28 protein-coding genes are annotated in these 25,670 nt (G+C 67.1%); 14 read left to right on the top strand and 14 right to left on the bottom strand.

Annotated features, from left to right (window positions below):
- Positions 1 to 201 precede the first annotated feature (201 nt).
- The 5 genes from thrC to LVJ59_RS18065 form a co-directional block, all read right to left on the bottom strand.
- Positions 202 to 1,605: a threonine synthase gene (gene thrC, locus LVJ59_RS07540; protein WP_232762551.1), complete on the bottom strand. Its 1,404-nt coding sequence runs from the start codon at positions 1,603 to 1,605 to the stop codon at positions 202 to 204.
- Between the two features lie 89 nt (positions 1,606 to 1,694).
- Positions 1,695 to 2,201 (bottom strand): methylated-DNA--[protein]-cysteine S-methyltransferase, encoded by a 507-nt coding sequence (locus tag LVJ59_RS07545; protein ID WP_232762552.1) that lies wholly within the window; start codon positions 2,199 to 2,201, stop codon positions 1,695 to 1,697.
- A gap of 49 nt (positions 2,202 to 2,250) precedes the next feature.
- Positions 2,251 to 3,015, bottom strand: a complete 765-nt coding sequence (locus LVJ59_RS07550; RefSeq protein WP_232762553.1) for an rRNA adenine N(6)-methyltransferase family protein — start codon at positions 3,013 to 3,015, stop codon at positions 2,251 to 2,253.
- A 225-nt stretch (positions 3,016 to 3,240) separates the two neighbouring features.
- Positions 3,241 to 3,843: a response regulator transcription factor gene (locus LVJ59_RS07555; RefSeq protein WP_047521181.1), complete on the bottom strand. Its 603-nt coding sequence runs from the start codon at positions 3,841 to 3,843 to the stop codon at positions 3,241 to 3,243.
- The gene (locus tag LVJ59_RS18065) at positions 3,840 to 5,039 is read right to left on the bottom strand and encodes a histidine kinase (RefSeq protein WP_232762554.1); all 1,200 of its coding nucleotides are present in this window, start codon (positions 5,037 to 5,039) and stop codon (positions 3,840 to 3,842) included. Before LVJ59_RS18065 ends, LVJ59_RS07555 begins: the two co-directional genes overlap by 4 nt.
- 155 nt (positions 5,040 to 5,194) lie before the next feature.
- On the opposite strand from LVJ59_RS18065, the gene LVJ59_RS07565 reads away from it, so the two are divergent.
- The 5 genes from LVJ59_RS07565 (at position 5,195) to LVJ59_RS07585 (ending at position 8,699) form a co-directional block, all read left to right on the top strand.
- Positions 5,195 to 5,740 carry a small multidrug efflux protein gene (locus LVJ59_RS07565; protein WP_232762555.1) on the top strand — a complete coding sequence of 182 codons (546 nt, stop codon included), beginning with the start codon at positions 5,195 to 5,197 and terminating at the stop codon, positions 5,738 to 5,740.
- A 74-nt stretch (positions 5,741 to 5,814) separates the two neighbouring features.
- Positions 5,815 to 6,162 carry a helix-turn-helix transcriptional regulator gene (locus tag LVJ59_RS07570; protein WP_232762556.1) on the top strand — a complete coding sequence of 116 codons (348 nt, stop codon included), beginning with the start codon at positions 5,815 to 5,817 and terminating at the stop codon, positions 6,160 to 6,162.
- A complete protein-coding gene (locus LVJ59_RS07575) occupies positions 6,162 to 6,818 on the top strand; it encodes a cation diffusion facilitator family transporter (RefSeq protein ID WP_232762557.1) in 657 nt (218 codons plus the stop codon). The genes LVJ59_RS07570 and LVJ59_RS07575 overlap by 1 nt, the downstream gene beginning before the upstream one ends.
- 32 nt (positions 6,819 to 6,850) lie before the next feature.
- Positions 6,851 to 7,759 carry an SDR family NAD(P)-dependent oxidoreductase gene (locus LVJ59_RS07580; RefSeq protein WP_232762558.1) on the top strand — a complete coding sequence of 303 codons (909 nt, stop codon included), beginning with the start codon at positions 6,851 to 6,853 and terminating at the stop codon, positions 7,757 to 7,759.
- Positions 7,760 to 7,799: 40 nt separating this feature from the next.
- A complete protein-coding gene (locus tag LVJ59_RS07585; RefSeq protein ID WP_232762559.1) occupies positions 7,800 to 8,699 on the top strand; it encodes an arginase family protein in 900 nt (299 codons plus the stop codon).
- Positions 8,700 to 8,721: 22 nt separating this feature from the next.
- Here the strand turns inward: LVJ59_RS07585 and LVJ59_RS07590 are convergent, their stop codons facing one another.
- The 7 genes from LVJ59_RS07590 to LVJ59_RS07620 all read right to left on the bottom strand — a co-directional run bounded on the left by LVJ59_RS07590 (position 8,722) and on the right by LVJ59_RS07620 (position 14,356).
- Positions 8,722 to 10,005, bottom strand: a complete 1,284-nt coding sequence (locus tag LVJ59_RS07590) for a hemolysin family protein (RefSeq protein ID WP_232762560.1) — start codon at positions 10,003 to 10,005, stop codon at positions 8,722 to 8,724.
- 94 nt (positions 10,006 to 10,099) lie between these two features.
- Positions 10,100 to 11,116, bottom strand: a complete 1,017-nt coding sequence (locus tag LVJ59_RS07595; protein ID WP_232762561.1) for a TerC family protein — start codon at positions 11,114 to 11,116, stop codon at positions 10,100 to 10,102.
- A 199-nt stretch (positions 11,117 to 11,315) separates the two neighbouring features.
- Complete coding sequence (locus LVJ59_RS07600) at positions 11,316 to 11,966, bottom strand: GntR family transcriptional regulator (protein WP_232762562.1); 651 nt, start codon at positions 11,964 to 11,966, stop codon at positions 11,316 to 11,318.
- A gap of 102 nt (positions 11,967 to 12,068) precedes the next feature.
- A complete protein-coding gene (locus tag LVJ59_RS07605; protein WP_232762563.1) occupies positions 12,069 to 12,530 on the bottom strand; it encodes a universal stress protein in 462 nt (153 codons plus the stop codon).
- A 64-nt stretch (positions 12,531 to 12,594) separates the two neighbouring features.
- Entirely contained in the window at positions 12,595 to 13,263 is a 669-nt protein-coding gene (locus LVJ59_RS07610; RefSeq protein ID WP_232762564.1) for a response regulator transcription factor, read from the bottom strand.
- A 338-nt stretch (positions 13,264 to 13,601) separates the two neighbouring features.
- The gene (locus tag LVJ59_RS07615) at positions 13,602 to 13,709 is read right to left on the bottom strand and encodes a universal stress protein (protein WP_232762565.1); all 108 of its coding nucleotides are present in this window, start codon (positions 13,707 to 13,709) and stop codon (positions 13,602 to 13,604) included.
- Entirely contained in the window at positions 13,706 to 14,356 is a 651-nt protein-coding gene (locus LVJ59_RS07620; RefSeq protein WP_232762566.1) for a universal stress protein, read from the bottom strand. Before LVJ59_RS07620 ends, LVJ59_RS07615 begins: the two co-directional genes overlap by 4 nt.
- Positions 14,357 to 14,626: 270 nt before the next feature.
- On the opposite strand from LVJ59_RS07620, the gene LVJ59_RS07625 reads away from it, so the two are divergent.
- The 6 genes from LVJ59_RS07625 (at position 14,627) to LVJ59_RS07650 (ending at position 21,046) form a co-directional block, all read left to right on the top strand.
- A complete protein-coding gene (locus LVJ59_RS07625; RefSeq protein WP_232762567.1) occupies positions 14,627 to 16,324 on the top strand; it encodes a GAF domain-containing protein in 1,698 nt (565 codons plus the stop codon).
- A gap of 316 nt (positions 16,325 to 16,640) precedes the next feature.
- The gene (locus tag LVJ59_RS07630; RefSeq protein WP_232762568.1) at positions 16,641 to 17,219 is read left to right on the top strand and encodes a flavodoxin domain-containing protein; all 579 of its coding nucleotides are present in this window, start codon (positions 16,641 to 16,643) and stop codon (positions 17,217 to 17,219) included.
- Positions 17,216 to 18,655, top strand: coding sequence for an MBL fold metallo-hydrolase RNA specificity domain-containing protein (locus LVJ59_RS07635; protein WP_232762569.1), 1,440 nt, complete (start codon positions 17,216 to 17,218; stop codon positions 18,653 to 18,655). The genes LVJ59_RS07630 and LVJ59_RS07635 overlap by 4 nt, the downstream gene beginning before the upstream one ends.
- A gap of 35 nt (positions 18,656 to 18,690) precedes the next feature.
- Positions 18,691 to 19,749: a zinc-dependent alcohol dehydrogenase gene (locus LVJ59_RS07640; RefSeq protein ID WP_232762570.1), complete on the top strand. Its 1,059-nt coding sequence runs from the start codon at positions 18,691 to 18,693 to the stop codon at positions 19,747 to 19,749.
- Between the two features lie 33 nt (positions 19,750 to 19,782).
- Entirely contained in the window at positions 19,783 to 20,304 is a 522-nt protein-coding gene (locus LVJ59_RS07645; protein ID WP_232762571.1) for a hypothetical protein, read from the top strand.
- A gap of 127 nt (positions 20,305 to 20,431) precedes the next feature.
- A complete protein-coding gene (locus LVJ59_RS07650) occupies positions 20,432 to 21,046 on the top strand; it encodes an HAD-IA family hydrolase (protein ID WP_232762572.1) in 615 nt (204 codons plus the stop codon).
- Between the two features lie 126 nt (positions 21,047 to 21,172).
- Here the strand turns inward: LVJ59_RS07650 and LVJ59_RS07655 are convergent, their stop codons facing one another.
- Together LVJ59_RS07655 and LVJ59_RS07660 are read right to left on the bottom strand one after the other, a co-directional pair.
- The gene (locus tag LVJ59_RS07655; RefSeq protein WP_232762573.1) at positions 21,173 to 21,610 is read right to left on the bottom strand and encodes a hypothetical protein; all 438 of its coding nucleotides are present in this window, start codon (positions 21,608 to 21,610) and stop codon (positions 21,173 to 21,175) included.
- Positions 21,611 to 21,660: 50 nt separating this feature from the next.
- Positions 21,661 to 21,957: a hypothetical protein gene (locus tag LVJ59_RS07660; RefSeq protein WP_232762574.1), complete on the bottom strand. Its 297-nt coding sequence runs from the start codon at positions 21,955 to 21,957 to the stop codon at positions 21,661 to 21,663.
- Positions 21,958 to 22,946: 989 nt separating this feature from the next.
- On the opposite strand from LVJ59_RS07660, the gene LVJ59_RS07665 reads away from it, so the two are divergent.
- Genes LVJ59_RS07665 through LVJ59_RS07675 form a run of 3 tightly spaced genes read left to right on the top strand, consistent with a single transcriptional unit; the run spans position 22,947 to position 25,549 of the window.
- Positions 22,947 to 23,657, top strand: a complete 711-nt coding sequence (locus LVJ59_RS07665; RefSeq protein ID WP_232762575.1) for an ABC transporter ATP-binding protein — start codon at positions 22,947 to 22,949, stop codon at positions 23,655 to 23,657.
- On the top strand, positions 23,654 to 24,943 hold the full coding sequence (locus tag LVJ59_RS07670) for an ABC transporter permease (protein WP_232762576.1): 1,290 nt from the start codon (positions 23,654 to 23,656) through the stop codon (positions 24,941 to 24,943). The genes LVJ59_RS07665 and LVJ59_RS07670 overlap by 4 nt, the downstream gene beginning before the upstream one ends.
- Before the next feature lie 3 nt (positions 24,944 to 24,946).
- Complete coding sequence (locus tag LVJ59_RS07675) at positions 24,947 to 25,549, top strand: TetR/AcrR family transcriptional regulator (RefSeq protein ID WP_232762577.1); 603 nt, start codon at positions 24,947 to 24,949, stop codon at positions 25,547 to 25,549.
- The last annotated feature ends 121 nt before the right edge of the window (positions 25,550 to 25,670 follow it).

The raw sequence follows: 25,670 nt of genomic DNA on the forward strand, positions 1-25,670 counted from the left end.
CGTCGACACCCCCTCCCCGCGTCGGCGCCCCCTCCGGTTCGCGGTGTGCAGAGGGGGTATCGACGGGCGGAGGGGGTGCCGACGGAAAGAGGGGGCACCGACTGGTGATGAGGACGTCGACGGGCGGAGGGGGTGTCGACGGGTGGAGGGGGTGGAGCCGGAGGGGGTGGGGACGCGGGAGGCGCGGATGTGCGGGTGCGCTCAGCTCACAGCGTTCGCGGCGATGAACTCACGGAGTGCGTGCTCGTCGTCGGGCATCTCGGTCACGTGCTGCGGTGCGTCGAGCATCTCCTGCAACTCCGGTGCGTAGCCGAGCTCCACTCCGAGCGCCTCGTGGATCGTCTCGGCGAACTTCTCGGGCTTCGCCGTCTCGAGCACGAGCATGGGCACACCGGGCTCGACGTACTCTCGCGCGACCTTGACACCGTCGGCCGTGTGCGGGTCGATGACCTCACCCGTCGTCTCGTACACCGAGCGGATCGTCGCCAACCGGTCCTCGTGCGTCGAGGTGCCGCTGACGATCCCGAACTCCTCGACGAAGCGCTCCTGCTCCGCGGAGAAGTCGAAGAAGCCGCTCTCGTCGAGCTCACGCCAGGCACCGACGACGCGCTCCGCGTCACGGCCGACCAGCTCGAAGATGAAACGCTCCAGGTTCGACGCCTTCGAGATGTCCATCGACGGACTGGAGGTCGCGAGCGTCTGGGCAGCGCTGCGCGGGCGGTAGACACCCGTGCGGAAGAACTCGTCCAGCACGTTGTTCTCGTTCGCGGCGAGCACCAGGCGACGGATCGGCAGGCCCATCTGCTTCGCGAAGAACCCGGAGAGGATGTTGCCGAAGTTGCCCGACGGAACGGTGAACGACAGCTCGGTCCAGCCGCCTGCATCGGTCGCCCGCAGCCACGCCCAGAAGTAGTAGACCGTCTGCGCGGTGATGCGTGCCAGATTGATGGAGTTCACGGCACCGAGGTGGTGGGCACGCTTGAAGTCGAGGTCGCCGGCGAGCTTCTTGACGAGGTTCTGACAGTCGTCGAAGACACCCTCGACGGCGATGTTGTGCACGTTCGCGTCGTCGAGGGAGAACATCTGCGCGCGCTGGAACGCGCTCATGCGCCCTCGCGGTGACAGCATGAACACCGCGAGGCGCTCCTTGCCCCGCAGCGCGTGCTCGGCCGCCGACCCGGTGTCTCCCGAGGTCGCGCCGAGGATGTTGAGCACCGATCCCTTGCGCTCCAGCGTGTACTCGAGCACCTGGCCGAGGAACTGCATGGCCATGTCCTTGAACGCGAGCGTCGGCCCCTCGGAGAGCCCGACGAGGGTGAGCTCGTCATCGATCGCCCGCAGCGGCACGACGCCGTCAGGGAAGTCGGCGTATGCCGCGGCGGTCATCCGGGCCAAGTCTGCGCGAGGGATGTCGGTCGCGAACAGTCCGAGCACCTCTGTCGCGAGCTGCGGATAGGTCAGTGCCCGCCAGCGCTCGAGCGTCTCGCCGTCGACGACCGGCATGGTCTCCGGCACCGCCAGCCCGCCATCGGGCGCGAGGCCTTCCAACAGCGTCTCGCTGAACGACTGCGGCTGCATGCCGCCGCGGGTGGAGATGAACTGCACGTTGGCTCCTCGGCTCGGGACTCGGCACGTCCATTCTCGCAGGGTGTTCCCGGTCCGAGTGACGGGATGACGGACACCACCACTCACCGTCAGAACAGGGAGGTAGGGAGCGCCCCTTCATGCTCCAACAGCCACCGCTTCGTCTCGAGGCCGTGCCCCTCTTCTCCGCCGGAATAGCCGCCCAGCCCATCGCCGGCGACGACCCGATGACACGGCACGATCAGCGGAACCGGGTTCGCGCCCATGATCGAGCCGATCCCCCGGGCCGGCACGTCGGTGCCACTGCGCGCGGCGAGACCGCCGTACGTGATCGTCTCTCCGTGCGCCACGGTCTCATGGAGTGCGGTGAGGACAGCACGCGTGGCCTCGGTCTGCGGGCCGAGGTCGACCGGCAGATCGAAGCGACGCAGTGTGCCGTCGAAGTAGGCCGCCAACTGTGCGAGCGCCTCGACCAGCAGGGGATCGGACCCGGTGTCGGGCACGACGACACTGCCGCCGGACGGAGTGGTTCGCCACGTGACCCGGGTGACGGCCGCGCCGTCGCTCACGACCCCGATGACGCCGACCGGGGTCGCGAGCGTGCCGAAGGCGGACATGCGTCGAGAGTACCTCCGCCGTCCGACAGCGGAGTCACGATCCCGCGCCTCATCCGCGGGAGACCTCACGCCAGAGCGCCGCCCAGTGCTCCGGATGCAGATCCCGCGGCCATCGACAGCTGGTCGCGTCGGCTGCCACCACGGCGCGCCGCGCACGCGACATCGGAGCGCGAGTCGCCGCCGCCAGCACCGCGGGAAGCGTGGCCCCTCTCCCCGTGAACATCGCACGGACGAAAGCCTCGTACCCCCGTCGGTCGGACACCGGAACGAGCGGTGAGGCCCGTCGCGTGATCGTGAGCACGCCCCCGTCGACGCTCGGTTGCGGGGAGAAGCCCCAGGCCGGGACCCTCCCCTCGAGGGAGAAGGCGAACCACGGAGCCGACTGCGCGGTCATCATGGTGCCGCCACCGACGCCCGCACGCTTGCGCGCCACCTCCCATTGGGTCAGCAGCACGGCCTCCCTCCACTCCTTCCGCGACAGCAGACGCCGGAGGATGGGAGTGGTCACGTGGAACGGGATGTTGCCGACCACCACGGCGGCATCGAGGGGATGACGGGTCGCGTCCCCGAACTCGACGCGGACCCCGGGCAGGGCCGCGCGCAACCGCCGCACCCGGTGCTCGTCGATGTCGATAGCCGTGAGCGGCCGGCCGAGCCCCGCGAGCCGGCGCGTGAGGGCGCCATCGCCGCACCCCAGTTCGAGGATCGATCCGGACGTGCGGTCGACGAGAGCCGTGATCCGGGCGAGGGTCGGACGGTGGGTGAGGAAGTTCTGGCCGAGTTCGTGACGGCCGCCATGGGGTGAACGAGGCATGAGTGCGCTCCATAAGAAGAATCGGAGCACCTCGGAAGGAGGGAGGACGCGAAGAGGCGTCAGTGAGTTCTGCCCGTCCCGAGGTGCGATGACATCTCGGTGGACGGCGCGCAGATGCGTGCGGTGAGCGAGCGCGCCGTCAGACGCGGCGGTCGCGGAACACGAGGGTGCGCCCCATCACGGGCGCGGCGCATATTGTTCCCATGCGTGCCAGCATAACGGCGCTCAGATCCACCCGCGCTCCTCGGCGGTGAGCACAGCCTGCTGGCGCGTGTCGACGGCGAGTTTGCCGAGGATGACGGAGATGTGGTTGCGCACGGTGCCGGGCGCGAGAGCGAGAGCCCGCGCGATCTGACCGGTCGTCTCCCCGCGCCGCCCCGCGCGCAGTACATCGAGCTCGCGATCGGTGAGGGGCGAGCGCTCATCGCTCAGAGCGTCCGCCGCGATCTCCGGATCGACATAGCGGGCTCCTGCCGCGACACGGCGGATGACGGCGGCGACCTCGTCCGCACCCCGGGACTTGGGCAGGAAACCGGAGACGCCGGATGCCAGGGCTCGCCGCAGCACCCCCGGACGCGCATGGCGGGTGACCACCACGCAGCGCGTCGCGATCGCACGGTGCAGTTTCTCGGCGACCTGCACCCCGTCCAGGCCGGGCATCTCCAGGTCCAGCAGACACACGTCGGGTTGCAGACGAAGCGCCTCGGCGACGGCCTGCTCGCCGTCGGCGCACTCCGCGACGACGTCGATGTCGGCTTCGAGTCGCAGCAGTGCGGCGAGCGCAGAGCGGATCATCGCCTCGTCGTCGGCGAGCAGCACGCGGATCAACGCCCCTCCTCCGCCTGCGACGGAACGGTCACGACGACCGTGAACTCGTCGGCATCGCGCCGGATCTCCAAGGAACCGTGCGCCTCCTCGATCCGTCGTCGAATCCCCTCGAGGCCGGATCCGTCGTGATCGAGCGGCGCACCGGGCATCCTGTCGTTCGCGATCTCATATCGCCAGGCGTCACCGGTCCGTGCCAGCAGCAGCCGCGCGCGACGGCCACCCCCGTGGCGCAGCACATTCGTCGTGGTCTCCCGGATCACCGGCCCCAGCGCAGTCCCCGGTGCGGCATCGGCATCCGGATCGATCACGGCCTCCACGGTGAGACCCGCTGCGGTCAGGAGATCTCGCGCGTTGGCGAGCTCATCGCCGAGCGGAACGGACCGGAAGCGGGTCGCGAGGTCTCTGGTCCCCTGCCGCGCCTCGTCGACACTGAGCCGCGCGGCCCGGAGCTGTTCCATCCCTGCCTCCGCATCGGTCGGCAGGAGCCGCTCCGCGAGTTCCAGCTGCAACGCGATGACCTGGAGATGATGCCCCTGCAGGTCGTGCACGTCGGTCGCCACCCGCAGGCGCTCCTGCGTCGCGGCGAGCTTGACCTCGGAAGCGCGGGCGCGGTCGAGTGTGACCAGGACATCCCACCACCAGAGCGAGCTCACGGTCATCGCCGGCAGCAGGACGGCATACACGGCGGGCAGCCACAAAGGGAGGCCCGTGTCGAGGCCTCTCGCGGTCGAGTCGACCGCCGTCAGGGCCACGAGCAGCAGGGTCGCCGTCGCGGCCACGCGCATCCGGATTCCGCGCGGCCATCGCAGGAGGACGAAGAACTGCGCGACCGGCATCGCCGCGAGCGCCCAGCTCCCGACCGCCGACCCCGCCACCACTCCGTATGCGACAGCAACCAGGAAGGGCACGGCCAGGCGCCCCCAGGCGATGCCGGGACCCGCGTCGATACGGCTGCGGTAATCGGCGAGCAGCAGCATGGTCGAAGCACACCAGAGCACGCCACCGATCGCGACGACGAGGATCGCGCCGCCGCGCAGATCGACGGCGGCGGTGATGCCGGTCCATGCTCCGACCAGCATCAGCTCGATGAACACCACGGCGCTCGCGGTGTACCACCAGGTGGCGGTGATGCCCCGGGCGAGCTGGCGGGAGCCGGGCGTCGGATCGGCGACGGGGAGGGGCGGGACGGAACTCACGCTCCCACGATAGAGGCGTGACACATGTCACGGGATCACCGTGCGAACCGCAGGGGAACAGGTGACGGGCCGACACTGCCGCCACGGCTGCTCCTCGGCTGGACTGGAGTCATCGCAGCGGAGACACCGCTCGCACCGACAGCAGGGAGCACCCCATGAACCTCATCGAGACCTTCCAGAACCTGGTCGCCCAGGTCCCCGAGCTCGTGCAGCCGCTCATCGTCGCCCTCGCCGGCGCGATCCCGTTCATCGAGGGCGAGGGCGCGGTGAGCATCGGGATCCTCGGCGGCATCCCTCCGGTGGTCGCGGCGATCGCCGCGATGGTCGGCAACTTCCTGTGCGTCGCGGTGCTGGTGCTGGCGAGCTCCGGTGCGCGTCAGGCGGTCGTGAACCGCTCGCGTGCCAGGAACGCTGTCCTCGCCGGCGGCGGCACGACGGACACAGCACCGGCAGCGGAAGCCGCCGACTCCGGGCGCGGTTCCGCCCGGAAGGAGAAGTTCCAGCGCGCCTTCGAACGCTACGGCGTACCCGGCGTCAGCCTGCTCGGCCCGCTGCTGCTGCCGACGCAGTTCACCGCAACGATGCTCGCCGCCTCCGGCATCGGGAAGGCGCGCATCCTCTTCTGGCAGGCCATCGCCATCATCGGCTGGACGACCGTCGTCGCCGTGATCATCGGCAGCGCGGTGTACGCGATCCGCTGATCGTCCGGGGGCGCGAGACGTCGTCGCGCCCCCTCTTGTTAAATTCAGAAGTTCCTGAATTCAGCAGTTTCTGTATGATCAAGTGCGTGACGACCGCTCTCGCATCGCTGACCCACACGTCTGCCGTCGCTCGCCTGGGACACGCACTCTCCGACCCGACCCGCGCCGGCGTGCTCCTCGCTCTGCGCGAGGCCCCGGGCTACCCCGCTGATCTGGCCGAAGCTCTCGGCGTCTCCCGCCAGGCCCTGTCGAACCACCTTGCCTGCCTCCGCGGCTGTGGGCTCGTCGAGAGCGTGCCTGATGGGCGTCGCAGCAGCTATCGTCTCGCCGACCGTCACCTCGCACCGGCCCTCGACATGCTCCTGCGGGTCACCCTCATCGTCGAACCGGACTGCTGTTCGGGTGAAGGATGCACCTGCTGATGTCGTCGGCGCTCACCGACGCGCGTCGGGAGACCCTGCATCGTCGCATCCGCCTCCTCGTCGGCGTCACGATCGGCTACAACGCGGTCGAGGCGATCATCGCGATCACGGCGGGGACGGTCGCATCGTCCGCGGCTCTCATCGGCTTCGGGCTGGACTCGACGATCGAGGTGCTGTCCGCGGCCGCCGTCGCCTGGCAGTTCACCCGCCGCGATCCGGAGCGCTGGGAGAAACCCACCTTGCGCGTGATCGCTGTGGCGTTCTTCGCTCTCGCCGCCTATGTCACCGTGACCTCCGTGACCGCACTGGTCACGGCCGAGCGCCCGGAGCACAGCACGATCGGCATCATCCTCACGGCGGTCAGCGTCGCGGTCATGCCGTTCCTGTCGTTCGCCGAACGTCGCGCGGGCCGGGAGCTCGGATCGGCGACGGCGGTCGCGGACTCGAAGCAGACTCTCATCTGCACGTACCTCTCCGCCGCCGTGCTGATCGGCTTGGTCGCCAACTCGCTGCTCGGATGGTGGTGGGCCGATTCCGTCGCCGGACTCGTGATCGCCGCCTTCGCCGTGCGCGAGGGCATCGACGCCTGGAAGGGCGACGCCTGCGCCACCTCGATCGGAATGCTCCTCGAGAACGAGGACGACCACGACCACTGACTGCCGGCGCGCACAGCGCCTAGGTTGGGGAGATGGATGCCGCTTCCCTCACGCCTGCCGAAGACCTGCGCGGACGCACGGTGCTGGTCACTGGCGCGAACGCGGGCATCGGCTACTGGTGCGCCGAGCAGCTGGCCGCTCGCAGAGCCCGCGTGTTGTTGGGTTGCCGCTCATCGGAGCGCGCGCAGACTGCGGCCTCGGCGATCCGGAGCCGCATGCCGGATGCCGAGCTGCGCGTGCTGCCACTCGACCTCGGCTCCCTCGACAGCATCACTCACGCCGCTGCGCAAGTGGGCGAGCGGATCGATGCGGTGATCTGCAACGCGGGGGTGAAGGCGGCCGACCCTGCGGCGCGCACGGGCGACGGCTTCGACCTCATGGTGGGCACCAATTTCCTCGGCCATTTCGCCCTCGTGGCGCAGCTCGAACCGCTCTTCGCACCGGATGCCCGCGTGGTCGCGGTGGGCTCGATCGCGCACCGTTTCGCGCGGCTCGCCCCCGCGACCCTCGACGCCCCGTGGAGCGGTTCCTCGCTCCGCCAGTACGGACGCTCGAAGGCCCTGTTGATGGCCTTCGCTTTCGAGCTCGCACGGCGTTGGTCGGACTCTTCGCGGTCGGCGGTCGTCGCGCACCCGGGCTATGCCGTCGACCCGCTCACTCCCCCGCGCCCCGGCCTCGCCCACGTCTCCGGTTTCCTCCGCGCCCTGACGGCGCCCACTCGGATGCTCGTGCAGGGCAAGGACGGTGGAGCGCTGCCCATCGTGCACGCGGCGACCTCCGCGGAGGTGGTGAACGGCGACTACTGGGGTCCGGACGGACTGCTCGAGTTCCGTGGGGCACCACGACGAGTGACAGCCTCGGACGAGGTCCGCTCCCCCACGACCGGAGCCGCGGTGTGGGCGGCCGCCGAGCAGGTCACCGGGGTGCGCTTCCCGGCGTGATCGCGGTCACGATGTCAGACTCCCCGCACAGACTGAGGACATGATCACCGTGATCTCCGCTCCGTCCAACCTCGGACTCCGTCCGCCGGAGCCGGGAAGCGTGCCCGGTGCGGCGAAGGCACCGGAGGCCCTGCGCGAAGCCGGCCTTTTCGATCGGTTCGCCGAGCTCGGCGCCACCGACTCCGGTGTCGTCCTCGCAGGCCGCTATGTCGATGACGACGGCAGACGCCCCTCCGGCCGAGTGCGCAACGAGAGCGCGATGGCCGACCACTCCCGGCGCCTGGGCGCGCGCATCGCCGCGGCATTCGATCGGGGCGAGGCACCGCTGGTCGTCGGGGGCGATTGCTCGATCCTCCTCGGGGCCGGCATCGCCGTCGCGGGTCGCGGCGTCGGGCTCGTGCACGTCGATGGACATACCGACTTCCGCCATCCAGGAAACAACTCGGTGAGCGCGAGCGTCGCCGGCGAAGACCTCGCCGCTGCGATCGGCATGCATTGGCCCGCTGTCGCCGACATCGACGGGCTCGGCCCCTACTTCCGCGCCGAGCGCACGGCGCACATCGGCCATCGCGACGATGATGCGGAGCAGGAGGAAGCGCGCGCGGTCCTCGGCCGGGTCACGCCCGCCGCCGATGTGCTCGCGCTCGGTGCCGCCCGCGTGGGTGCCGACGCGGCGGCGGTGGCCGGACCCGCATACTGGCTCCAGGTCGATGTCGACGTCCTCGATCCCGCGGTCATGCCCGCGGTGGACAGCCCCGACCCGGGCGGGATCGGGGCTGCGGACCTCACGGCCCTCCTCCGCAAACTCGCACCGCAGGCAGTGGGCGCCTCGGTCACGGTGTTCGACCCCGACCTCGATCCCGACGGACGGTACGCGCGACTGCTGGTCGACATCCTCACCGAAGGGCTCAGCGAGCTGGGCACCGGCGTGCGCCGCTGAAGAGAAGCCTCACCCGTCGGCGTCAGTCCTCGACGAGCTCCGGGCTCTCCTGCGGTGTGACCCGCACACGGGAGATGCGACGACGATCCAGGGCCATGACCTGAATCGAGGCACCGGGCACCTCGACGGTGTCGCCGACGACCGCGAGGCGACCCAACTGCTCGGTCACGAAACCTGCGATCGTGTCGGACGAGCCCCGCGGCATCGCCAGCCCGGTCGCCTCCTCGAAGTCCTGCAGGTTGAGCCGCCCATCGAGTCCCTCTTCCGCGGAGAAGTACTCCTCGGCGTCGTACTCGTCGAAGATCTCGCCGACGACCTCCTCGACGAGGTCCTCCAACGTGACGAGACCGTCCGTGCCGCCGTACTCGTCGACGACGACCGCGATGTGGTGCCCTTCGGCCCGCATCCGCGTCAGCGTGGGCAGGACGCGCGCGCTGGAGGGGATGTACGGGATGTCGCGGACGAGCGCACGGAGCGGACGCGCTGGGTCGTCGGACGACGCCTCGAACAGGTCCCGCACGTGGACGAACCCCGCGATGTCGTCGATGGAAGTGTTCGAGACGGGGTAGCGCGAATACGGGAGGTCCCGCACCTGGGCCAGCACATCACCGACGTTGGCATCCTCGTCGAGGGCCACGACCTCCGGCCGCGGTCGCATGACCTCGCTGACCTGGCGCCCCCGCAAGGACAGCACATCGTCGAGGATGCGGCGTTCATCTTCGGGTAGACCTTGGTGGCTCGCGACGATGTCGCGCACCTCCTCGTCGGTCATCTCGTCGCCCATCTTGCGGGGATCACCGCCGAGCAGTCGTACCAGCGCGTCGGTCGACACGGAGAGCAGCCAGATCACGGGACGCATGATCACCGCGAACCCGTTGAGAGCGGGGGCCACGGCGTATGCGAACTGGGCGTTGCGCTGGATCGCGAGCCGTTTGGGCACGAGTTCTCCGAGCACGAGCGACAGGTAGGCGATCACGAGGGTGAGGATGACGGTCGCGATCGTGAGGGCGAGTGCGGGGGCGAGGCCCCACGACTCCAGCAACGGCGCCAAGGACGGTGCGATCGATGTGGCGCCGTACGCGGCCGAGGCGAAGCCCGCGACCGTCACGCCGATCTGCACAGCCGAGAGGAAGGTGTTGGGGTTGCGGGCGAGTGCCGCGACCTTCGCCCCACGGCGGCCCCGTTGCCCGATCGCGTTGATCTGGCTCTCGCGGAGCGTGACCAGGGCCATCTCCGTCGCAGCGAAGACACCGCCGATCAGCACGAACGCGAAGACGAGGGCGATGTTCCAGAGCAGGTCGCCCATCAGCGGGCCACCTCGTCTGTGGTGGGGTGAGCGCCCGGGACGAACCGGGCGCTCGTACTGTCAGAGTCCGAAGAGTCAGAACAGCGCTGCGCGCTCAAGAGTGCTCCTTGTGGGTAGGGGTGGTGTCGGTGGAAGAGGTGACCTCGCCAGGGGTGCGACGGGTCTTGAGGAGGCTCGCGGCGGTGGCCACCGCGATGGTCGCGCCGATGAACAGCAGGGAGAACCAGATCGGGATCTCCGGCGCCCACTCGACGCCCTGGCCGCCGTTGATGAACGGGAGCTCGTTGACGTGCAGTGCGTGCAGGACGAGCTTTACTCCGATGAATCCGAGGATGACGGCGAGGCCCTGAGCCAGGTAGACCAGACGCTCCAGCAGTCCTCCGATGAGGAAGTACAGCTGGCGCAGACCCATGAGTGCGAAGGCATTCGCTGTGAAGACGATGTAGGCCTGGTCGGTGAGACCGTAGATCGCGGGGATCGAGTCGACGGCGAACACGAGGTCGATGAACCCGATGGCGATGATCGTGAGCAGCATCGGCGTGACGAAGCGCTTGCCGTTCTTCACGACCGTGAGCCGGTCGCCGTTGTACTCGTCGCTGACGGGCAGGTGACGGCGGACGAACGTCATGAACCGTCCGTTCGCGGGGTTGCTCTCATGGTTGCTGAACGCCTGGCGATACGCGAGCACGAGGAGCAGGGCGCCGAACAGGTAGAAGATCCACGAGAAGTTCTCGATGAGCGTCGCGCCGATGGCGATGAAGATTCCTCGCAGGATCAGCGCGATCACGATGCCGATCATCAGCACCTTCTGCTGGTACTTCTTCGGCACGGCGAAGCCGGTCATCACGATCAGGAAGACGAAGAGGTTGTCGATCGACAGCGCCTTCTCGGTGAGGTAGCCGGCGAAGTACTCGCCGCCGAACGTCCAGCCGGAGAAGACGCCGATCCCGACGCCGAACAGCAGCGCGAGGCTGATGTAGAAGATCGACCAGCGCGCCGACTCCGCGATCGTCGGCTCGTGCGGGGTGCGAACGTGGGAGAAGAACTCGTACACGAAGAAAGCGATCGTGATCGCGATCGTGATGATCCAGATCAGCGGGGTGATATCCAAATGAGGGCTCCAGACTCGGGGTACGACCGTACCGCCAAAGTCTTCTCCATTCCGTGAAACAGGAACCGGTGGCCCGGGATGCGACGTGCATCCGTAATGACGATCCCACCGTGTCGGAGTACTCCCCTTGGGAGATCCCAGAGTACGAGGACACCCTTTGGGGTTCCTGTGGATTGGCCGGGAATGCGGCGGGGTGCGGCTACTCCGGGTCGGAGCGGAGGAGACCCCGTTCTTCCGCGCGGTCGATCATGCCGCTGAGCACATCGTCGAAGAGAGTCACGAGCACGCTTCTGGTCTCCACCACGTCACGCTCGCTCAGCGCCACGCGAAGTGCTTTGACGCACGCCGAGACGGCCTCCGCGTCGAAGGCATCACGAGCGTGCTGAGCGAATCGGCGGATCTGGGGGTCGAGACGCTCGATGGCAACTGCGCGCGAAGCGTTGCCTTCGATGCGAGCGAACCCGGTCGCGAGGGATCGGAGCGCGATACCGAAGCCGGCCACGTCGCGCACGTGGGCGGCCGCGACCACCTCGTCCGTGAGCGCGGTCAGGTGCGCGAGGTCATCGGCCTCGATCACCGCCTTCGCATGACGGAGGGAACCGATCCAGATGTCACCGAAGAGGTCGACGGCGTTGCGGACTCCTTCGAGATCGATCGGGGCCACCCGCGTGTAGCGGTTGCGCTGCATCTCGACGAGGCCGTGATCGGCCAGACGGTCGAGCGCGTGGCGGATCGGAGTCTTCGACGTGCCCAGGCGCTCGGCGAGGTCATAGTCGCGCAGACGTTCGCCCGGGGGCAGTTCGCCTGAGATGATCGCGTCCTGCAAGCGCGCATAGGCCTCGTCGCTCATGGACCTGCGCTCGAGCGGTCCACCCGACAGTGCCACATGTCCTCCAGCGAGAGAGAAAGAACGTAGAACCTGACGTTCTACCCGCTGTGCAATATATCGCGATCACGAGGGCGGGTTGGCGACGACGTCTTCGTTCGTCCTCCGTTCATGCACGATCAACACGGGACAGTGCGCGTGCTCCGCGCACGTCGCGCTGACCGAGCCCAACAGGAGTCCCACGAACCCGCCATGCCCCCGGCTGCCCAGCACGAGCATTGCGGACGTGTCGCTCAGCCCGATGAGGGTGCGCGCTGCGGGACCGAGGAGAACGGCTCGCGTGAGCCCCGCAGGGGGCGTTCGGCCGAATACCTCCACGATCGCGGCGTCCAGCGCCTCTCCGGCGTACTTCTCGGGTGTCCACTCGATCGCCATGAAGGGATCGATCGGAGGCGCTGTCCACGTCGTGACGACATGCAACGGAGCATCGAGCGCCTCGGCCATCCGCGCGGCGTAGCGAAGGGCCGAGAGAGAGGATTCAGATCCGTCCACGCCGACGACGATGCGATCTGTGGCTGCTTTGTCCATGCGTACACGGTGTCTCGCTCGGGCCGCAGCGGGCGGGACGAAGGTCACACGAACTCCGGGACGCTCAGCGAGACCGCTCACTCGCCGAACGGTCGAGCGTAGGGCGATTCGCGCGTTCGGCTTGGAGGACCGCCGCTTGCGTGCGTCGCTCGAGCCCCAGCTTGCTCAGCAAGGAGGAGACGTAGTTCTTCACCGTCTTCTCTGCCAGGCCGACTCGATCGCCGATCTGCCGATTCGAGAGCCCCTCCGCGATGAGGGCGAGGATCTGCTTCTCTCGCAAGCTCAGCGCCCCGAAGCGCGGGTCCTCCTCGTCCGCATCATCGACGCTGCGCGTGACGTGCCGAACCATCGAAGGTTTCAGCAACCTCCGGCCTTCCGCGACGGCACGGACCGCAGACACGATTTCGCCGGTGCGCAGCGTCTTCACGAGGTAGCCTGCCGCGTCTCCCATCACCGCCGCGAAGACAGCATCGTCGTCATCGAAGGCGCTGAGTATCAGGCACTGGACTCGCGGATGCGCCTGCCGAATCTGACGACAGAGGTCGATGCCACTGCCGTCGGGGAGATGCACATCGAGCACGACGACGTCCGGCAGAGTCGCCGCGACGCGCGCAGACGCTTCGCGAACGGTCGCTGCCTCGCCGATCACGGTGAGATCGGGTTGCGCCTCCAGGAGGTCGGCGACACCGCGCCGCACCACCTCATGGTCGTCGACGAGGAAAATGCGGAACATCTCGCCTCCGTTCACGTCGCCTGTTCCCGGTTCGCATCAGCGTACCGCTCGAGTCGTGATCGGTTTCGGGACCTTCGACCCTGTCGGGTCGGGCTGCGGGGGTGTCGACTGGAGGCGTTCCTCGACCTTGGGCAGCAGGTCACGTTGCACAGCGCGTCGGCGTCCGGCGGGAGAGGTGGTCAGCCACCCGCAATGGGGATTCGGTCTCGTGTCAAAGGTGAGACGTGACGCGAGGCGAAGGGTGGCGCCGAAAGGGGAGGTGGAAGGGGCGGTGCTTCGGGTGCACCGCCCCTATTCACAGGGCATCGCTCGTCCCAGATGTCGTGAAGCTCAGAGACTCAGCCGGCGGGAGCCTGCACGACCAGGACGGGGCAACGCGCATGGCTCGCGCACGCAGCGCTGACCGAACCGACGACGATCGGCAGCGCGCCGGCGTTCTCGATCATCGTGTCCGCTGTCCGTCCGGTTCTGCGTGGCCCATCCGCGACGCGCGAACGATGAGCACCGGCGCGTTGATGTTCACAAGCACGTCGTGGGTCACGGATCCGATCGCATGACCGGCACCTCGCGGATGCCCCGCTCCGATGACGAGGAGCGCCGCGTTGCGGGAAGCATCGAGCAGTGCCTCAGCAGGTGATCGGGCCGTAGCGTGCGTCCGCACCCTCACGACACCGTTCTCGCGTGCTGCCAAGGCGGCGCGATCGAGCGCTGTCCCCTGTGTCTCGACGGGAGCGGGGACGAGCCCGACCGACGATGACTGGATCAAGTGAAGCGGCTCTCTCCGCGCACGCGCCTCGTCGCCGGAGGCCCGAACGATCGCCGGCACCAGCTCGTCGTCTTTCACACCGGCAACGACCCCAGACCGGAACCGGAGGTCGACGTCAGGGATCACGGCGACGGTGCATGCCACCTCAGCGACGATCTGCAAGCTCAACGTGCCGAAGACACGGCTGCGGATGAACCCGGTCTTGCCCGTACCGATCACGAGGATATCGTCGGCACCGACGAAGCGCGCAAGGGCGTCCGGGACCCGACCGGTCACGTGCACCGGATCGTGTGCCGCGGCTTCATCGGGGTGTCGGCGTGCGGCCACGACATCTGGAGTTACGACGTGCACGCGGACCAGCGGAACATCAGCAAACGAGGCGTGGGACTCCGCCCACGCCTCGGCACCGGCTAGGGCACTTGCGCCGGAGCTGCCGACGGCGAGGACATATCGTGTGGGCATTCAGAGCACCGCCTCTCGGATCGGAACGGAGTCGAGACGATCGTCGGTCATCGGTCACCCGCGTGCAGAGTCGAAGGTCCCTCGGCGCCTGTTCGGGAGTAGTGTCGTCCCATCGAGAGCCCGGAAGGGAGTGCGATGGAGGGCCCGCATCTCAACTTCCCGGATGCGCCGCGTTCCGAGCTGGAGCGCACGATCGGGGAACTTCTCGAGCGTGCTCACCGAGTTCTTGGGGCCCAGGGGCGCCTACGCAGCCTTCTTCACGCATCCCAAGCCGTCGTCGAAGATCTCGAGCTCGAACAGGTGCTCCGACACATCGCCGAGGCTGCGCTCACCCTGGTCGGTGCACAGTACGGCGCTCTCGGTGTCATCGATCGAGACGGACGCCTCGAGCAGTTCATCCACGTGGGAATTCCCGATGACGTCGCCCGGGAGATCGGACACCTTCCCGAAGGTCACGGCATTCTCGGAGCCGTCATCGAAAGTGAGCATCCGATCCGGCTCGAAGATCTCGGAGACGATCCCCGCGCGGCGGGGTTCCCCGACCATCACCCACCGATGCACACCTTTCTGGGCGTACCGATCCGAGTACGCGGTGAGATCTACGGAAACCTGTACCTCACCAACCGGGCAGAGGGTGGTTTCACCGATGAAGACGAAGAACTCGTCCGAGCACTGGCGTCGACCGCAGCGATCGCGATCGACAACGCCAGGCGGTTCGAGGAATCACGCCGACTGCAGCGGCTGAGCACCGCATTGGCTGAGATCAACGCGGCCCTCCTCGCCCCGGACTCCGGCGACGTCTTCGGCATGCTCGCCGAGCGAGTCGCCTCGCTCGTGAAGGCCGACCTCGTCTACATCGTCGTTCCGGACATTCTCACCGGCCGCGCCCGTATCGAGACAGCGCGCGGACGCGGCGCGGAGTCGCTCGAGGGCACAGAGATCTCGAACCCCGGATCGGTGGCGTCGCGAGCGATGGCCAGCGGAGGCATAGCGGTGTCGGAGGGGCCTGAGGATGCGTTGCCCGACGACCCGGACCACGCCCGCGGTGCCAGGGCCGCCGTTCCCCTGGTGGTCGGGGGCGAGACGGCCGGAGCCCTTTGCGTGACACGTGATGCAGGGGGCCGGCGGTTCTCGCCCGAGGATCTGTCGACGCTTGCGGAGTTCGCCGCTCAGGCTGGTCTCGCACTCGCGCTCGATCAAGCGCGCACCGATCGGCAGCGGCTTGACCTGATCGAGGACCGAGCCCGGATCGCCAGGGACCTTCACGACAACGTCATCCAGAGATTGTTCGGCACCGGACTCGGATTACAGGCACTCGCGGCGAAAGTTCCGGCCCACGCCGCCACGATCGCCGCGCAGGTGGCAGAGATCGATGCCGCCATCGCCGACTTCCGCACGGCGATCTTCACCCTGCAGGCCTCTGATCCCGGATCGCTCCGCCAACGCCTGCTCGACGTGGTGACTGAACTCGCGCCGCTTCTCAAGCGCTCACCGCGGATCGCGTTCGACGGACCGGTTGACCTTCTGGTGACGGGTACGCTTGCTGACGACGTCGTCGCCGTTGTGCGTGAATCGCTCACGAACGTCGCTCGTCATGCGCACGCCACGACTGCGCAGGTCAGTGTCTCGGCCGCTGCTTCGCACGTGACGATCATCGTGGAAGACGATGGGATCGGCATGCCCGCGCAGCCCGCGCGTGCGAGCGGCACGGCGAACCTCGTCACTCGCGCGCACACGCACGGCGGCATCTGTAACATCGAGCCGCGAAGCACGGGTGGCGCGCGGGTACGATGGCGCGTCCCCCTCGACTCCGCAACGGAGACCCGGCAGTGAGCGTGGTGTTCCTCGGAGACCACCATCGGGCCGCATCCGAGTGCATCGGTCGCCGGAGGGTAGCTCGGCTCATGTGGCCGTGAGCGGGCCAAAGGTCCTCCCCCCATCGCTGAGCGCGATGGGACGTTCGACCCTGGAGTGAAGCCGGCGAGGAGACACGATGTGACGACGGGGAATCACATCACCGCACAAGGAGCATCATGAACGACACCAGCTTCGTCATCCGCCCACTGCCTCCCGTCGGTCCAGCAGACCTGCAGCTTCCGCCCACGCAGCCGATCGACCTCACCGAGCTGATCCAGATGGAGGCGGGGCAGTGACCACGGACGCGTCGGAAGCACCGCTTCCGACCATGACCATCGTGTTCGAGTCGCTCTTCGGCAGCACTCGGCACGTAGCCGAGGCCATCGCTGCGGGAGTCCGGGAAACCACCCCCGTGACGGTGATGCCCGTCGTCGATGCGCCCGCGCTCACTGAATGCGACGTCCTGGTCGTCGGTGCGCCGACGCACGTGCATTCACTGAGCGGGCCGGCATCCCGGGCGGAAGCCGAAAGGTGGGCACGCGACCCGGGCAAGGATCTGCGGTTCGAAGGCGACAGCCGCACCACCGGGGTGAGGGAGTGGATCGACAGCCGTCCCTCCGCCCGTATCGGTTACGTCACGTTCGACACCCGCGTCGATATGCCGCGGATCTTCACCGGCTCCGCAGCTTCCGCAATCTCGAAGCGGCTCAGAAAGCAGGGCCTGCACGAGGTGCTCCCCTCGGAGAGCTTTCTCGTCGATAAGGACAGTCATCTGCTGCCGCCGGAACTGGACCGTGCACGGCGGTGGGGACGCGCAATCGCGTCCACCGTTGCGGCGCCGGCTCTCCGGGAGACCCGGGGGAAGCGATGACCGCGCGAGACCAGCGACTGCGGAGTTCGGGCGGCGTCTTGCTGAGATTTCTCGGCGCCGCCGACACCGTGACGGGCTCGCGCTACCTTGTCACCGACTCCTCCTCGCGGATCTTGGTGGATTGCGGGCTCTTCCAGGGCTTCAAAGTGCTCCGTGAGCGAAACCGAGCCCCGTTCCCGGTTCCTCCTGAGTCCGTCGACGCGGTCGTGCTCACGCATGCGCACCTCGATCATTCGGGCTACCTTCCCGCGCTCGTGCGCGACGGCTTCCGCGGTCGCATCTACGCCAGTGAGGGCACCGTCAAGCTCTGCCGCATCATGCTGCTGGACAGCGCACATCTTCTCGAGGAGGAAGCACGCCACGCGGCGAAGCACGGCTGGTCCCGGCATCCGAAACCCTGCCCGCTCTATACGGTCGACGACGCGACGGCGGCTCTCGAGCGGTTCGTCGCGGTGCCCGAGGGCAACGACGTCGCCCTGGCCGGAGCGGCGAGGTTTCGGTTCCTCGGGGCCGGTCACATCCTCGGGGCCATGAGCGCTTACCTCGATGTCAGCGGGGCTCGGCTGTGCTTCACAGGTGATCTGGGCCGTCCAGATGACCCGCTCATGCTCCCACCTCACCCGTTCGATGGCGCCGACGTACTCGTTACTGAATCCACATACGGAGACCGCAGCCACAGCGAGGTCGATCCGGCGAAGCAGCTCGGAGACATCGTTCGCCGGACTGCTCGCCGCGGCGGCGTCGTCCTGATCCCGGCGTTCGCGGTGGGCCGCACGGAGACGATCCTGCTCCATCTGTCCAGGCTCTTGGATCGCGGAGATATTCCCGAAGTGCCGATCTATGTGAACAGCCCGATGGCGGTGAGCGTCGCCGATGTCTATCGCGACCACCCCGAAGAACACCGCATATCGCCCGAAGAGGTCGAACGCCTCTACCAGGTCGCGACACCGATCCGAAGCGTCGACGACTCGAAGCTCCTCAACCTGCGCGGTGGTCCGATGATCATCGTGTCAGCGAGCGGAATGCTCACGGGAGGTCGGGTCTTGCATCATCTCCGTGCGTACGGTCCTGATAAGCGCAACACTATCGTCCTGAGCGGGTTCCAGGCGGGAGGAACACGGGGGGCACGGTTGGCAGCAGGCGAGCGCACTCTGCGAATCTTCGGGGAGGACGTACCGATCAGAGCGGAAATCACAGCGATCGAGTCGATGTCCGCGCACGCTGACGCCGACGACATCATCGATTGGATGCGCAAGAGCCCTCGGCCGCCGGCCACCGTATACGTCACCCACGGCGAGCGCGCAGCGGCAGACACTCTCCGCCTGCGGATCGAACGCGAACTCGGCTGGCCGGCGCGGGTCCCCGAGCAGGGAGAAGAGGTGTCGATCTCCACTCGAAGGGACCTTGGACCCGTGGCCGGCCCGTCGCCAGCGTAAGACTGCAGGAAGTCGAATCCCGTCAAGGAGGAATGATGCGATCAGCCGTTGTCAGAGAATTCGCTTCGCCGGCCCAGGTCGAGGAGCGCCCGCTCCCCCAGCCTGGCCCTGGACAGGTCCTCGTCCGCCTGGAGACGTGCGGCCTCTGTCACACCGATATCCATGCCATGCACGGGGACTGGCCGGTGAAACCGAATCTCCCCCTGGTGCCCGGACACGAGGGCGTGGGGATCGTCGAGCAGCTCGGAGACGGAGTGATGAACCGCACCATCGGACAGCGGGTCGCGATGCCGTGGCTGGGTCACGCGTGCGGCGAGTGTCGTTACTGCATCGACGGGCGTGAGAACCTCTGTGAGGCCCAGTTCAACAACGGATACGCCGTGGATGGCGGATTCAGTGAGTACATGGTGGCTGACTCGCGTTTCGCCACGCCCGTGCCCGATGGCGTCACCCCGGTCGACGCCGCCCCCCTCACATGCGCAGGTGTGACGACCTACGCCGCAATCAAGAACGCGCGCGTCACCCCGGGGGAAACGGTTGTCATCTTCGGTATCGGTGGACTCGGACATCTCGCCGTTCAGTACGCCCGCCTCGTGGGGGCGAAGGTCATCGCGGTGGACGTCACGGACGAGAAGCTGGAGCTGGCGTCCGAACTCGGCGCGGATCACGTCGTGAACGCAGGCGAGGCGGATGCAGTGGCGGAGATACGCAGACTCGGCGGAGCCGACGTGGCCGTCGTCCTCGCAGTCGCCCCCACGGTTTTCGATCAGGCATTCAGTTCCCTGAATCGTGGAGGCCGACTGGTGCTGGTCTCTCTGCCCGCCGGAGGCGAGCTGACGGTGCCGATCTTCGACACCGTGCTCAAGGGGATCAGCATCATCGGGTCCATCGTCGGTACCCGGCAAGACCTCACCGAGGTCTTCGCCTTGCATGCCGCTGGACGCACCCGAGTCGTCACAGAGACACGCGAGCTGCAGCAAGTGAATTCGTCCGTAGATGAAGTGCTCGCCGGAACGGTGCCCGCTCGACTTGTGTTCCAGTACCACACGGCTGACGTCATGCCGTTCTCAGAACCAGAAGCCGCATCTCGGTGAAACGCGAGTGGCAAGCGGATGGAAACCGGGAAGATGAACACCCGAATGGTGCCGGAGTTCCGGGTGGGGCAGCCGCTCATCCGAATCGGACTGCTGAGCGTCGAGGCTCTCGTCGGGCTCACAGCTCTCGCGGGCGGGATCGCGCTCATCCTCGGGGCGATCATGCCGCAGACCGTGACGGCAGTCAGCCCACCCGACGAGTATCTCGCCGGAACGCCGTTCAGCAGCTATCTCGTTCCTGGCATCGTGCTCGCCGTCGTCGTCGGCGGTCTGCATAGCGGCGCGTTCGTTCTGGAACTGCGTCGGAACAGATTGCACATCATCGCCGCAGCGACCGCGAGTTTCGCGTTGCTCATTTGGATCTTCGTCCAGATGATCGTCATTCCGTTCAGCTTCCTGCAAGCAGCGTACTTCGCTGCCGGCCTCGCCGAACTGGGCTTGGTGCTCCTTTCCCTTGATGTGCTTCGTCTCGCACCGAATCACCCTGAGCGACGAGAGCATCGCTCAGACGTTCGCCCCGGACAACTCGCTGGAGATGATCGCGTCTTCCGCTGAGCGACCATGACGCAGAAGCTGACGTTGCACCTGCGCGGCAATGATGCGCGTAGCGTCGCCGAGGACGGACCGGAGAGTGTCTCGCACCTGCGGGGGACGACGAAAGCGCCCGGGATAGAGTGCCGGGATGAAGTGGGTCCTCTACGACATCGGCGGCGTCCTCGAACTCGTCGACGATGACCGTTGGCCGCAGATCTTGGAGAAGAGGTGGAGCGTCCGCGTCGGGCTGTCGGTCGAAGCCCTGCGTGCTCGTCTCGATGCCGCCGACCTCCCGGACACGACGCTGCAGGCGGGCGTCGAAGGTGAGTTCTGGCGAAAGTTCGCCGCCGCGCTGGCACTCGATGACGCGGAAGTCGCGGCCATGCGAGCCCAGTTGTGGGACGCATACTGCGGTGAGGCGAATGTCGGGCTCCTCGAGCATGCGCGCTCGCTGCGCGGACGCGCCGGTCTCGCCATCCTCTCCAACTCCGGCGATGGAGCACGCGAGGAAGAAGAACGACGTTTTCAGCTCTCGTCCCTCTTCGATCCGATCTGTTACAGCCACGAGCAGGGGGTGGCGAAGCCGGACGCCGGAGCCTATCTCACCGCCCTCGAACGGATGGGAGCGCGTGCGGAGGATGTCCTCTTCATCGACGACAACGACGCCCCGGCGCGGGGAGCAGAGAGTTGCGGGATCCGCGCGGTTCTCCACCGCGACAACGCCACGACGATCGCCGCGATCGAACGGTTCTTGGCGAACTGAACTGCAACTTCAATGTTGCACTCCCCGTGGCACCTCGGTATCGAGATGAGATCGAAGACCTCGGCCCCGGATTCGACGGCTTCTGGATCTCGTCCGGTCTCGCGGGAGCGTCGTGAGCGTGGAGTTCTACGGAATCCACTCCGTGGACCAGTAATCGACGATGAGGTTCAGGACGCTGCCCGCCGGTCGCGCTGACACCCAGACGGTGCGAGGGTCCCAAAAAGTGCCGGGTATCGACATCTGCGGGGTGGCGCCCATCTCTTCTGCGAGAGCCTGCGGGGACTGTCCCGCGGGAGGTCGCACGGTGAAGGTCACCGAGCATCCGCCGCTTCCACAGCCGATGCTGTCGCCGAGGATCTCCGCCCCCTCCGGCAGCGGAACCGACGACGCCGGCGGCACGTCGCCTTCCGTCGCCATCATGGTCAACCACGCGACGCGTCCGCCGTAGAACAATGCCAGCAGCGCTGCCGCAATGATGAGCCCGGTCCACATCACCCGTCGCCGCTTGGCCGCTCTCTGTTTCGCGACCCACGCGGCTTGGTCGAAGGGCGTAGCGGTGTCCACGCTGTGAGCCTAGTAGCCGGACCGCGGAGCCGACTCCGACATAGCCCCCGTCAGGAGAAGAGTTGGCGGAGGGCGTTGAGGTCGCCGGAGTCGACGACCTTCTGGACGGCGGCGACGGTTTCCTGACTGGTGAACATAGCCTTCAGGGTGCCGTTCCAGATCTTCCGCACAGTGTCCACATCACCGGCATCCACGGCCGTGCCCGCGGACTCGATCGCCTGCTGGTACGGAATCTGCGGGAATCCAGCGGGCGCATCCCAAGGGTTGTAGTACGGCACCCAAGGGAGGTCGGGGTCGGGCGTGAGCCAGAGCACCTGGCCGGGGTGAATGTCGCGCCTGTGGTTCATCGAGGCAAGAGTTGGGTACGCGCAGAGTCGTTCAGCGACCACCGCCTCGACGTCTCCAGGCTGAACGGTATAGGTCACGGGAGTGCCGTCCCCATCGACTGTCACCTCGCCCCGCGCGAACTCACGTGGGCCCAGATCTCGGAGAGTCCCCCGCCGTTCCCAATACAGACCGCCGCCGTCTCCGTAGACCTCTGACATGCCGGAGCAGGATTCCGGCTCGGTCGATCCCGGCGTCGGCATAGCCTCGGTACTTGGGTCGACGACAGCCGTGGGAGCGGATGACTTGGATGTCTGATCTGCCGCTGGCACTGTGGCGGTGCACCCGGCCAGCGCGGCTGCGGCCAAGGCGAGTGCGGCGAGTACAGGCGCGAGCTTGTGTGTGCCGGACATGACGCCATACTGACAGACCGGTTCAAGCTTCTCGACGTCGACCGGGCGGGCAGCTGACGCCCCGCCGATTACCTCCGTAGATCGACGGTTCTGAAGGACGTTAGTTGGTGCCCATCTGGCCCGTTCGGCGGCGTCCTGCCAGAAACCATCGCTTCCGGCATCCGCGTCGAGGCCGCTAGTTGACTGCGTGACACGACGGTCGCGCACCCGCCGAAACTCCCTGCCGGAACCTGATGCGCCGAAACCCTCCGCTCGACGTTTTGGGTAGGACGGGATGAAACGCGATCACCGACAACTTTCGTGAGACAACCGGGCCCCTCGGCAGCGCGCCCCGCACCCGTCATTCCGCGGCTGTCGTGTCTCAGCGACTGCGAACTCTCGTGAGATCGGACATCTCATCAGATCCGCCGAAATCTCACCTACCTGCAGATCGCCGACGACCAACTGGCTGCAGGCGGTCGATTACGCATGCCGCCCCGTCGCAGGGCTACCTTGCCGGAAACGATCCTTTCCGGCCGCCCGGAGGGTATGTGCAAGTTCCACCTGATGAGTTCGCCTCGTTATGGCAGTAACTGTAGAAAGTTGTTACAGTTACTGCCATGAACAGTGAGCAAGAGTCCTCTCCCCTCCTGGAGGCGCGTGGGCTGTCCAAGTGGTACGGGAAGGGCGAAGGGCGGTTCCGGGCCCTCGACGACGTCACTGTGCGGATCCGCAAAGGCGAGTCCGTGGCGATCGTCGGGAAGAGCGGGTCGGGCAAGTCGACGCTGATGCATCTGCTCGCCCTCCTGGACGCCCCGGACGAGGGCGCCGTAATCGTCGAGGGGCGCGACGCCTCCGGGCTGCGGACGCGGGAGGTGAACGAGCTGCGCAACCGTCAGTTCGGGTTCGTGTTCCAGCAGTTCTTCCTCACTGCGAACACGTCCGTTCTCGACAACGTGACCCTGCCGTTGAAGATCGCGGGCGTCTCAGCACGGGAGCGTCGCGCCCGCGGCCTTGCGGCGTTGCAGAAGTTCGGGCTGGAGGACAAGGCGAAGAATCGGGCGAGCGATCTTTCCGGTGGTCAGAAGCAGCGAGTGGTGCTCACTCGGGCGCTGGTCGGTGAGCCCGCGGTGATCTTTGCGGACGAGCCCACCGGCAACCTGGATTCCGCGACGGGGAGCCTGGTGGAGGAGGAGCTGTTCCAACTGAATCGGGAGCAGGGGATCACCCTCGTGATCGTTACCCATGACGAGGATCTTGCCGCTCGGTGCGACCGCCAGATCCTCGTGCGCGACGGCCGCATCGTCGACACGGCGGAGGTGGCGGCATGAAGACTACCGATCTGATCCGGACCGCGTTCGCGAACACGTTCCGAAGCAAGCTGCGCACGACCCTCACCGTCCTCGCGCTGTTCATCGGCGCGTTCACCCTCACTCTCACGACAGCCCTCGGGGCCGGAGTGTCGGACTACGTCACCAAGCAAGTCGCGTCCCTCGGCGCGAACGACGTGTTCCTCGTCTCCAAGGACTCGAGCGCGACCGCTACCGACAGCGGTCCGCAAAAGTACGACCCCGCGACCTCCAGCCCCGGAACGGGCACCGGCAATCCGCTGACTGGCTCCACAAGTGCTTTGTCGGACTCCGACATCAGGACACTCTCTGAGATCGGTGGTCTCCGGGACGTGGAACCCGTGTCGACGGTCGCCATCGACTATGTGGAGGCCGATGGCAGCGACAGGTACCAGTTCACGATCGCGCCAACCTCTTCGATCGCCCAGGCCGACCTCACCGCGGGCAATCAGCTGGACTCGTCGAGCTCCGAGTATCAGGTGATCCTGCCCGAGGACTATGTCGATCCCCTCGACCTGGGCAGCAACGAAGAGGCGGTGGGCGCCACCCTTACGCTCGGATTCACCGACGTCACCGGAACACAGCACGCCGAGACCGCCACCGTCGTGGGTGTCTCGAACACGAGCCTGCTCAGCGCGGGAGCGGGCGCGAACTCGGCGCTGGTTGCCGCGATCGCCCAGGAGCAGAAAGCTGGCTCCAGCGCTCCCGACCGCTACCAGGTGGCCGTGGCCTACTTCGACGCGGACGCCACTGATGCTCAGATCGCGCAGCTGAAAGACAGGATCACCGAGGCGGGGATGTCGGCCCAGACCATCGAAGATCAACTCGGAGTCGTGCAGACGATCATCACCGGGATCACGGGCGTGCTGAACGCCTTCGCGATTATCGCGCTCCTTGCCGCCGCCTTCGGCATCGTGAACACGCTCCTGATGAGCGTGCAGGAACGAACAAGAGAGATCGGCCTGATGAAGGCGATGGGAATGGGCAGCGGCCGCATCTTCACCCTCTTCAGCCTCGAAGCCGCCGTGATCGGCTTCCTCGGCAGCGCGCTCGGCGTGGTCGTTGCGATCGCTGTCGGGCTGCCACTCAACGGCGCACTCGCCAGCGGGCCTCTCTCGGGGCTCTCGGGTCTGACCGTCCTGCTCTTCCAGCCCAGCGGGATCATCGGCGTCATCGCGCTCATCGTCATCATCGCCTTCCTCGCCGGAACACTTCCCGCGCGACGAGCGGCGAAGAAGAACCCGATCGACGCCCTGCGGTACGAATAGAGGATGAGCGAAACGATGAGCGCGCGCGGGAACAGCAACGCGAGAGGACGAGCCACCGCGCGCGCCATCGAGTCCGCCGCGGTGCGCCTCGCCACAGAGCACGGCGTAGCGGCAGTGACTGTCGATCAGATCTGCGCGGAAGCCGGCATCGCTCAGCGCACGTTCTTCAACCACTTCGACACGAAGGAAGACGCACTTCTCGGCAAGGATCTCCCCCAGGTCGACGAGCAGCGCACCCGTGAATACCTGAGCTCCACCACTGTCGGTGTGCTCGCCGGCGCCCTCAACCTCGTGCGACTCCCGACACCCGGGGACAGCGACCACGAACTCCTCCTCGCCCGGATCGCTCTCCTCTCGACATCACCCGCTCTCGCCGAACGTCAGGCGCTCCGGCTGCGCCCCCTCGCCGACGAGGTGCAGAGCATCATCACGCTCAAACTCACCGACATCGCGCCCGACCGCACCCGAGAAGAACTCCACACGTCCGCCTCACTGATCACGCAGATCGCCTCCGGGCTCATGCTCACGTCCGCCCTCCCCCGCCCCGACCAACCGCTCGCCCCGTCGATCCAGGACCTCGCCTGGGTCTGGCCCCGACTGCTCTAGGCCCGACGCGCCACTTCTGGCCCCGCTGACCAACGCATTGATGCCCCCCCCCCGCTGACGAACGAAGGAATGAGCACTAGCCGACCACGTCGAATCCGTCTGCCGAAAGCGGATTCTGGTG

Source organism: Microbacterium sp. KKR3/1 (assembly GCF_021272365.1).
Classification (GTDB): Bacteria; Actinomycetota; Actinomycetes; order Actinomycetales; family Microbacteriaceae; genus Microbacterium; species Microbacterium aurugineum.

Bases quoted from the DNA above. Each gene is read 5' to 3' on its own strand.
- LVJ59_RS07665 (WP_232762575.1), top strand. From the start codon at position 22,947: ATGAACAGTGAGCAAGAGTCCTCTCCCCTCCTGGAGGCGCGTGGGCTG.
- LVJ59_RS07600 (WP_232762562.1), bottom strand. From the start codon at position 11,966: ATGAGCGACGAGGCCTATGCGCGCTTGCAGGACGCGATCATCTCAGGC.
- LVJ59_RS07660 (WP_232762574.1), bottom strand. From the start codon at position 21,957: ATGAACCACAGGCGCGACATTCACCCCGGCCAGGTGCTCTGGCTCACG.
- LVJ59_RS07590 (WP_232762560.1), bottom strand. From the start codon at position 10,005: ATGGGCGACCTGCTCTGGAACATCGCCCTCGTCTTCGCGTTCGTGCTG.
- LVJ59_RS07605 (WP_232762563.1), bottom strand. From the start codon at position 12,530: ATGGACAAAGCAGCCACAGATCGCATCGTCGTCGGCGTGGACGGATCT.
- LVJ59_RS07615 (WP_232762565.1), bottom strand. From the start codon at position 13,709: ATGATCGAGAACGCCGGCGCGCTGCCGATCGTCGTCGGTTCGGTCAGC.
- LVJ59_RS07610 (WP_232762564.1), bottom strand. From the start codon at position 13,263: ATGTTCCGCATTTTCCTCGTCGACGACCATGAGGTGGTGCGGCGCGGT.
- LVJ59_RS07635 (WP_232762569.1), top strand. From the start codon at position 17,216: ATGACCGCGCGAGACCAGCGACTGCGGAGTTCGGGCGGCGTCTTGCTG.
- LVJ59_RS07625 (WP_232762567.1), top strand. From the start codon at position 14,627: ATGGAGGGCCCGCATCTCAACTTCCCGGATGCGCCGCGTTCCGAGCTG.
- LVJ59_RS07565 (WP_232762555.1), top strand. From the start codon at position 5,195: ATGAACCTCATCGAGACCTTCCAGAACCTGGTCGCCCAGGTCCCCGAG.
- LVJ59_RS07650 (WP_232762572.1), top strand. From the start codon at position 20,432: ATGAAGTGGGTCCTCTACGACATCGGCGGCGTCCTCGAACTCGTCGAC.
- LVJ59_RS07580 (WP_232762558.1), top strand. From the start codon at position 6,851: ATGGATGCCGCTTCCCTCACGCCTGCCGAAGACCTGCGCGGACGCACG.
- LVJ59_RS07640 (WP_232762570.1), top strand. From the start codon at position 18,691: ATGCGATCAGCCGTTGTCAGAGAATTCGCTTCGCCGGCCCAGGTCGAG.
- LVJ59_RS07545 (WP_232762552.1), bottom strand. From the start codon at position 2,201: ATGTCCGCCTTCGGCACGCTCGCGACCCCGGTCGGCGTCATCGGGGTC.
- LVJ59_RS07585 (WP_232762559.1), top strand. From the start codon at position 7,800: ATGATCACCGTGATCTCCGCTCCGTCCAACCTCGGACTCCGTCCGCCG.
- LVJ59_RS07670 (WP_232762576.1), top strand. From the start codon at position 23,654: ATGAAGACTACCGATCTGATCCGGACCGCGTTCGCGAACACGTTCCGA.
- LVJ59_RS07575 (WP_232762557.1), top strand. From the start codon at position 6,162: ATGTCGTCGGCGCTCACCGACGCGCGTCGGGAGACCCTGCATCGTCGC.
- LVJ59_RS07550 (WP_232762553.1), bottom strand. From the start codon at position 3,015: ATGCCTCGTTCACCCCATGGCGGCCGTCACGAACTCGGCCAGAACTTC.
- LVJ59_RS07675 (WP_232762577.1), top strand. From the start codon at position 24,947: ATGAGCGAAACGATGAGCGCGCGCGGGAACAGCAACGCGAGAGGACGA.
- LVJ59_RS07645 (WP_232762571.1), top strand. From the start codon at position 19,783: ATGAACACCCGAATGGTGCCGGAGTTCCGGGTGGGGCAGCCGCTCATC.
- LVJ59_RS07570 (WP_232762556.1), top strand. From the start codon at position 5,815: ATGATCAAGTGCGTGACGACCGCTCTCGCATCGCTGACCCACACGTCT.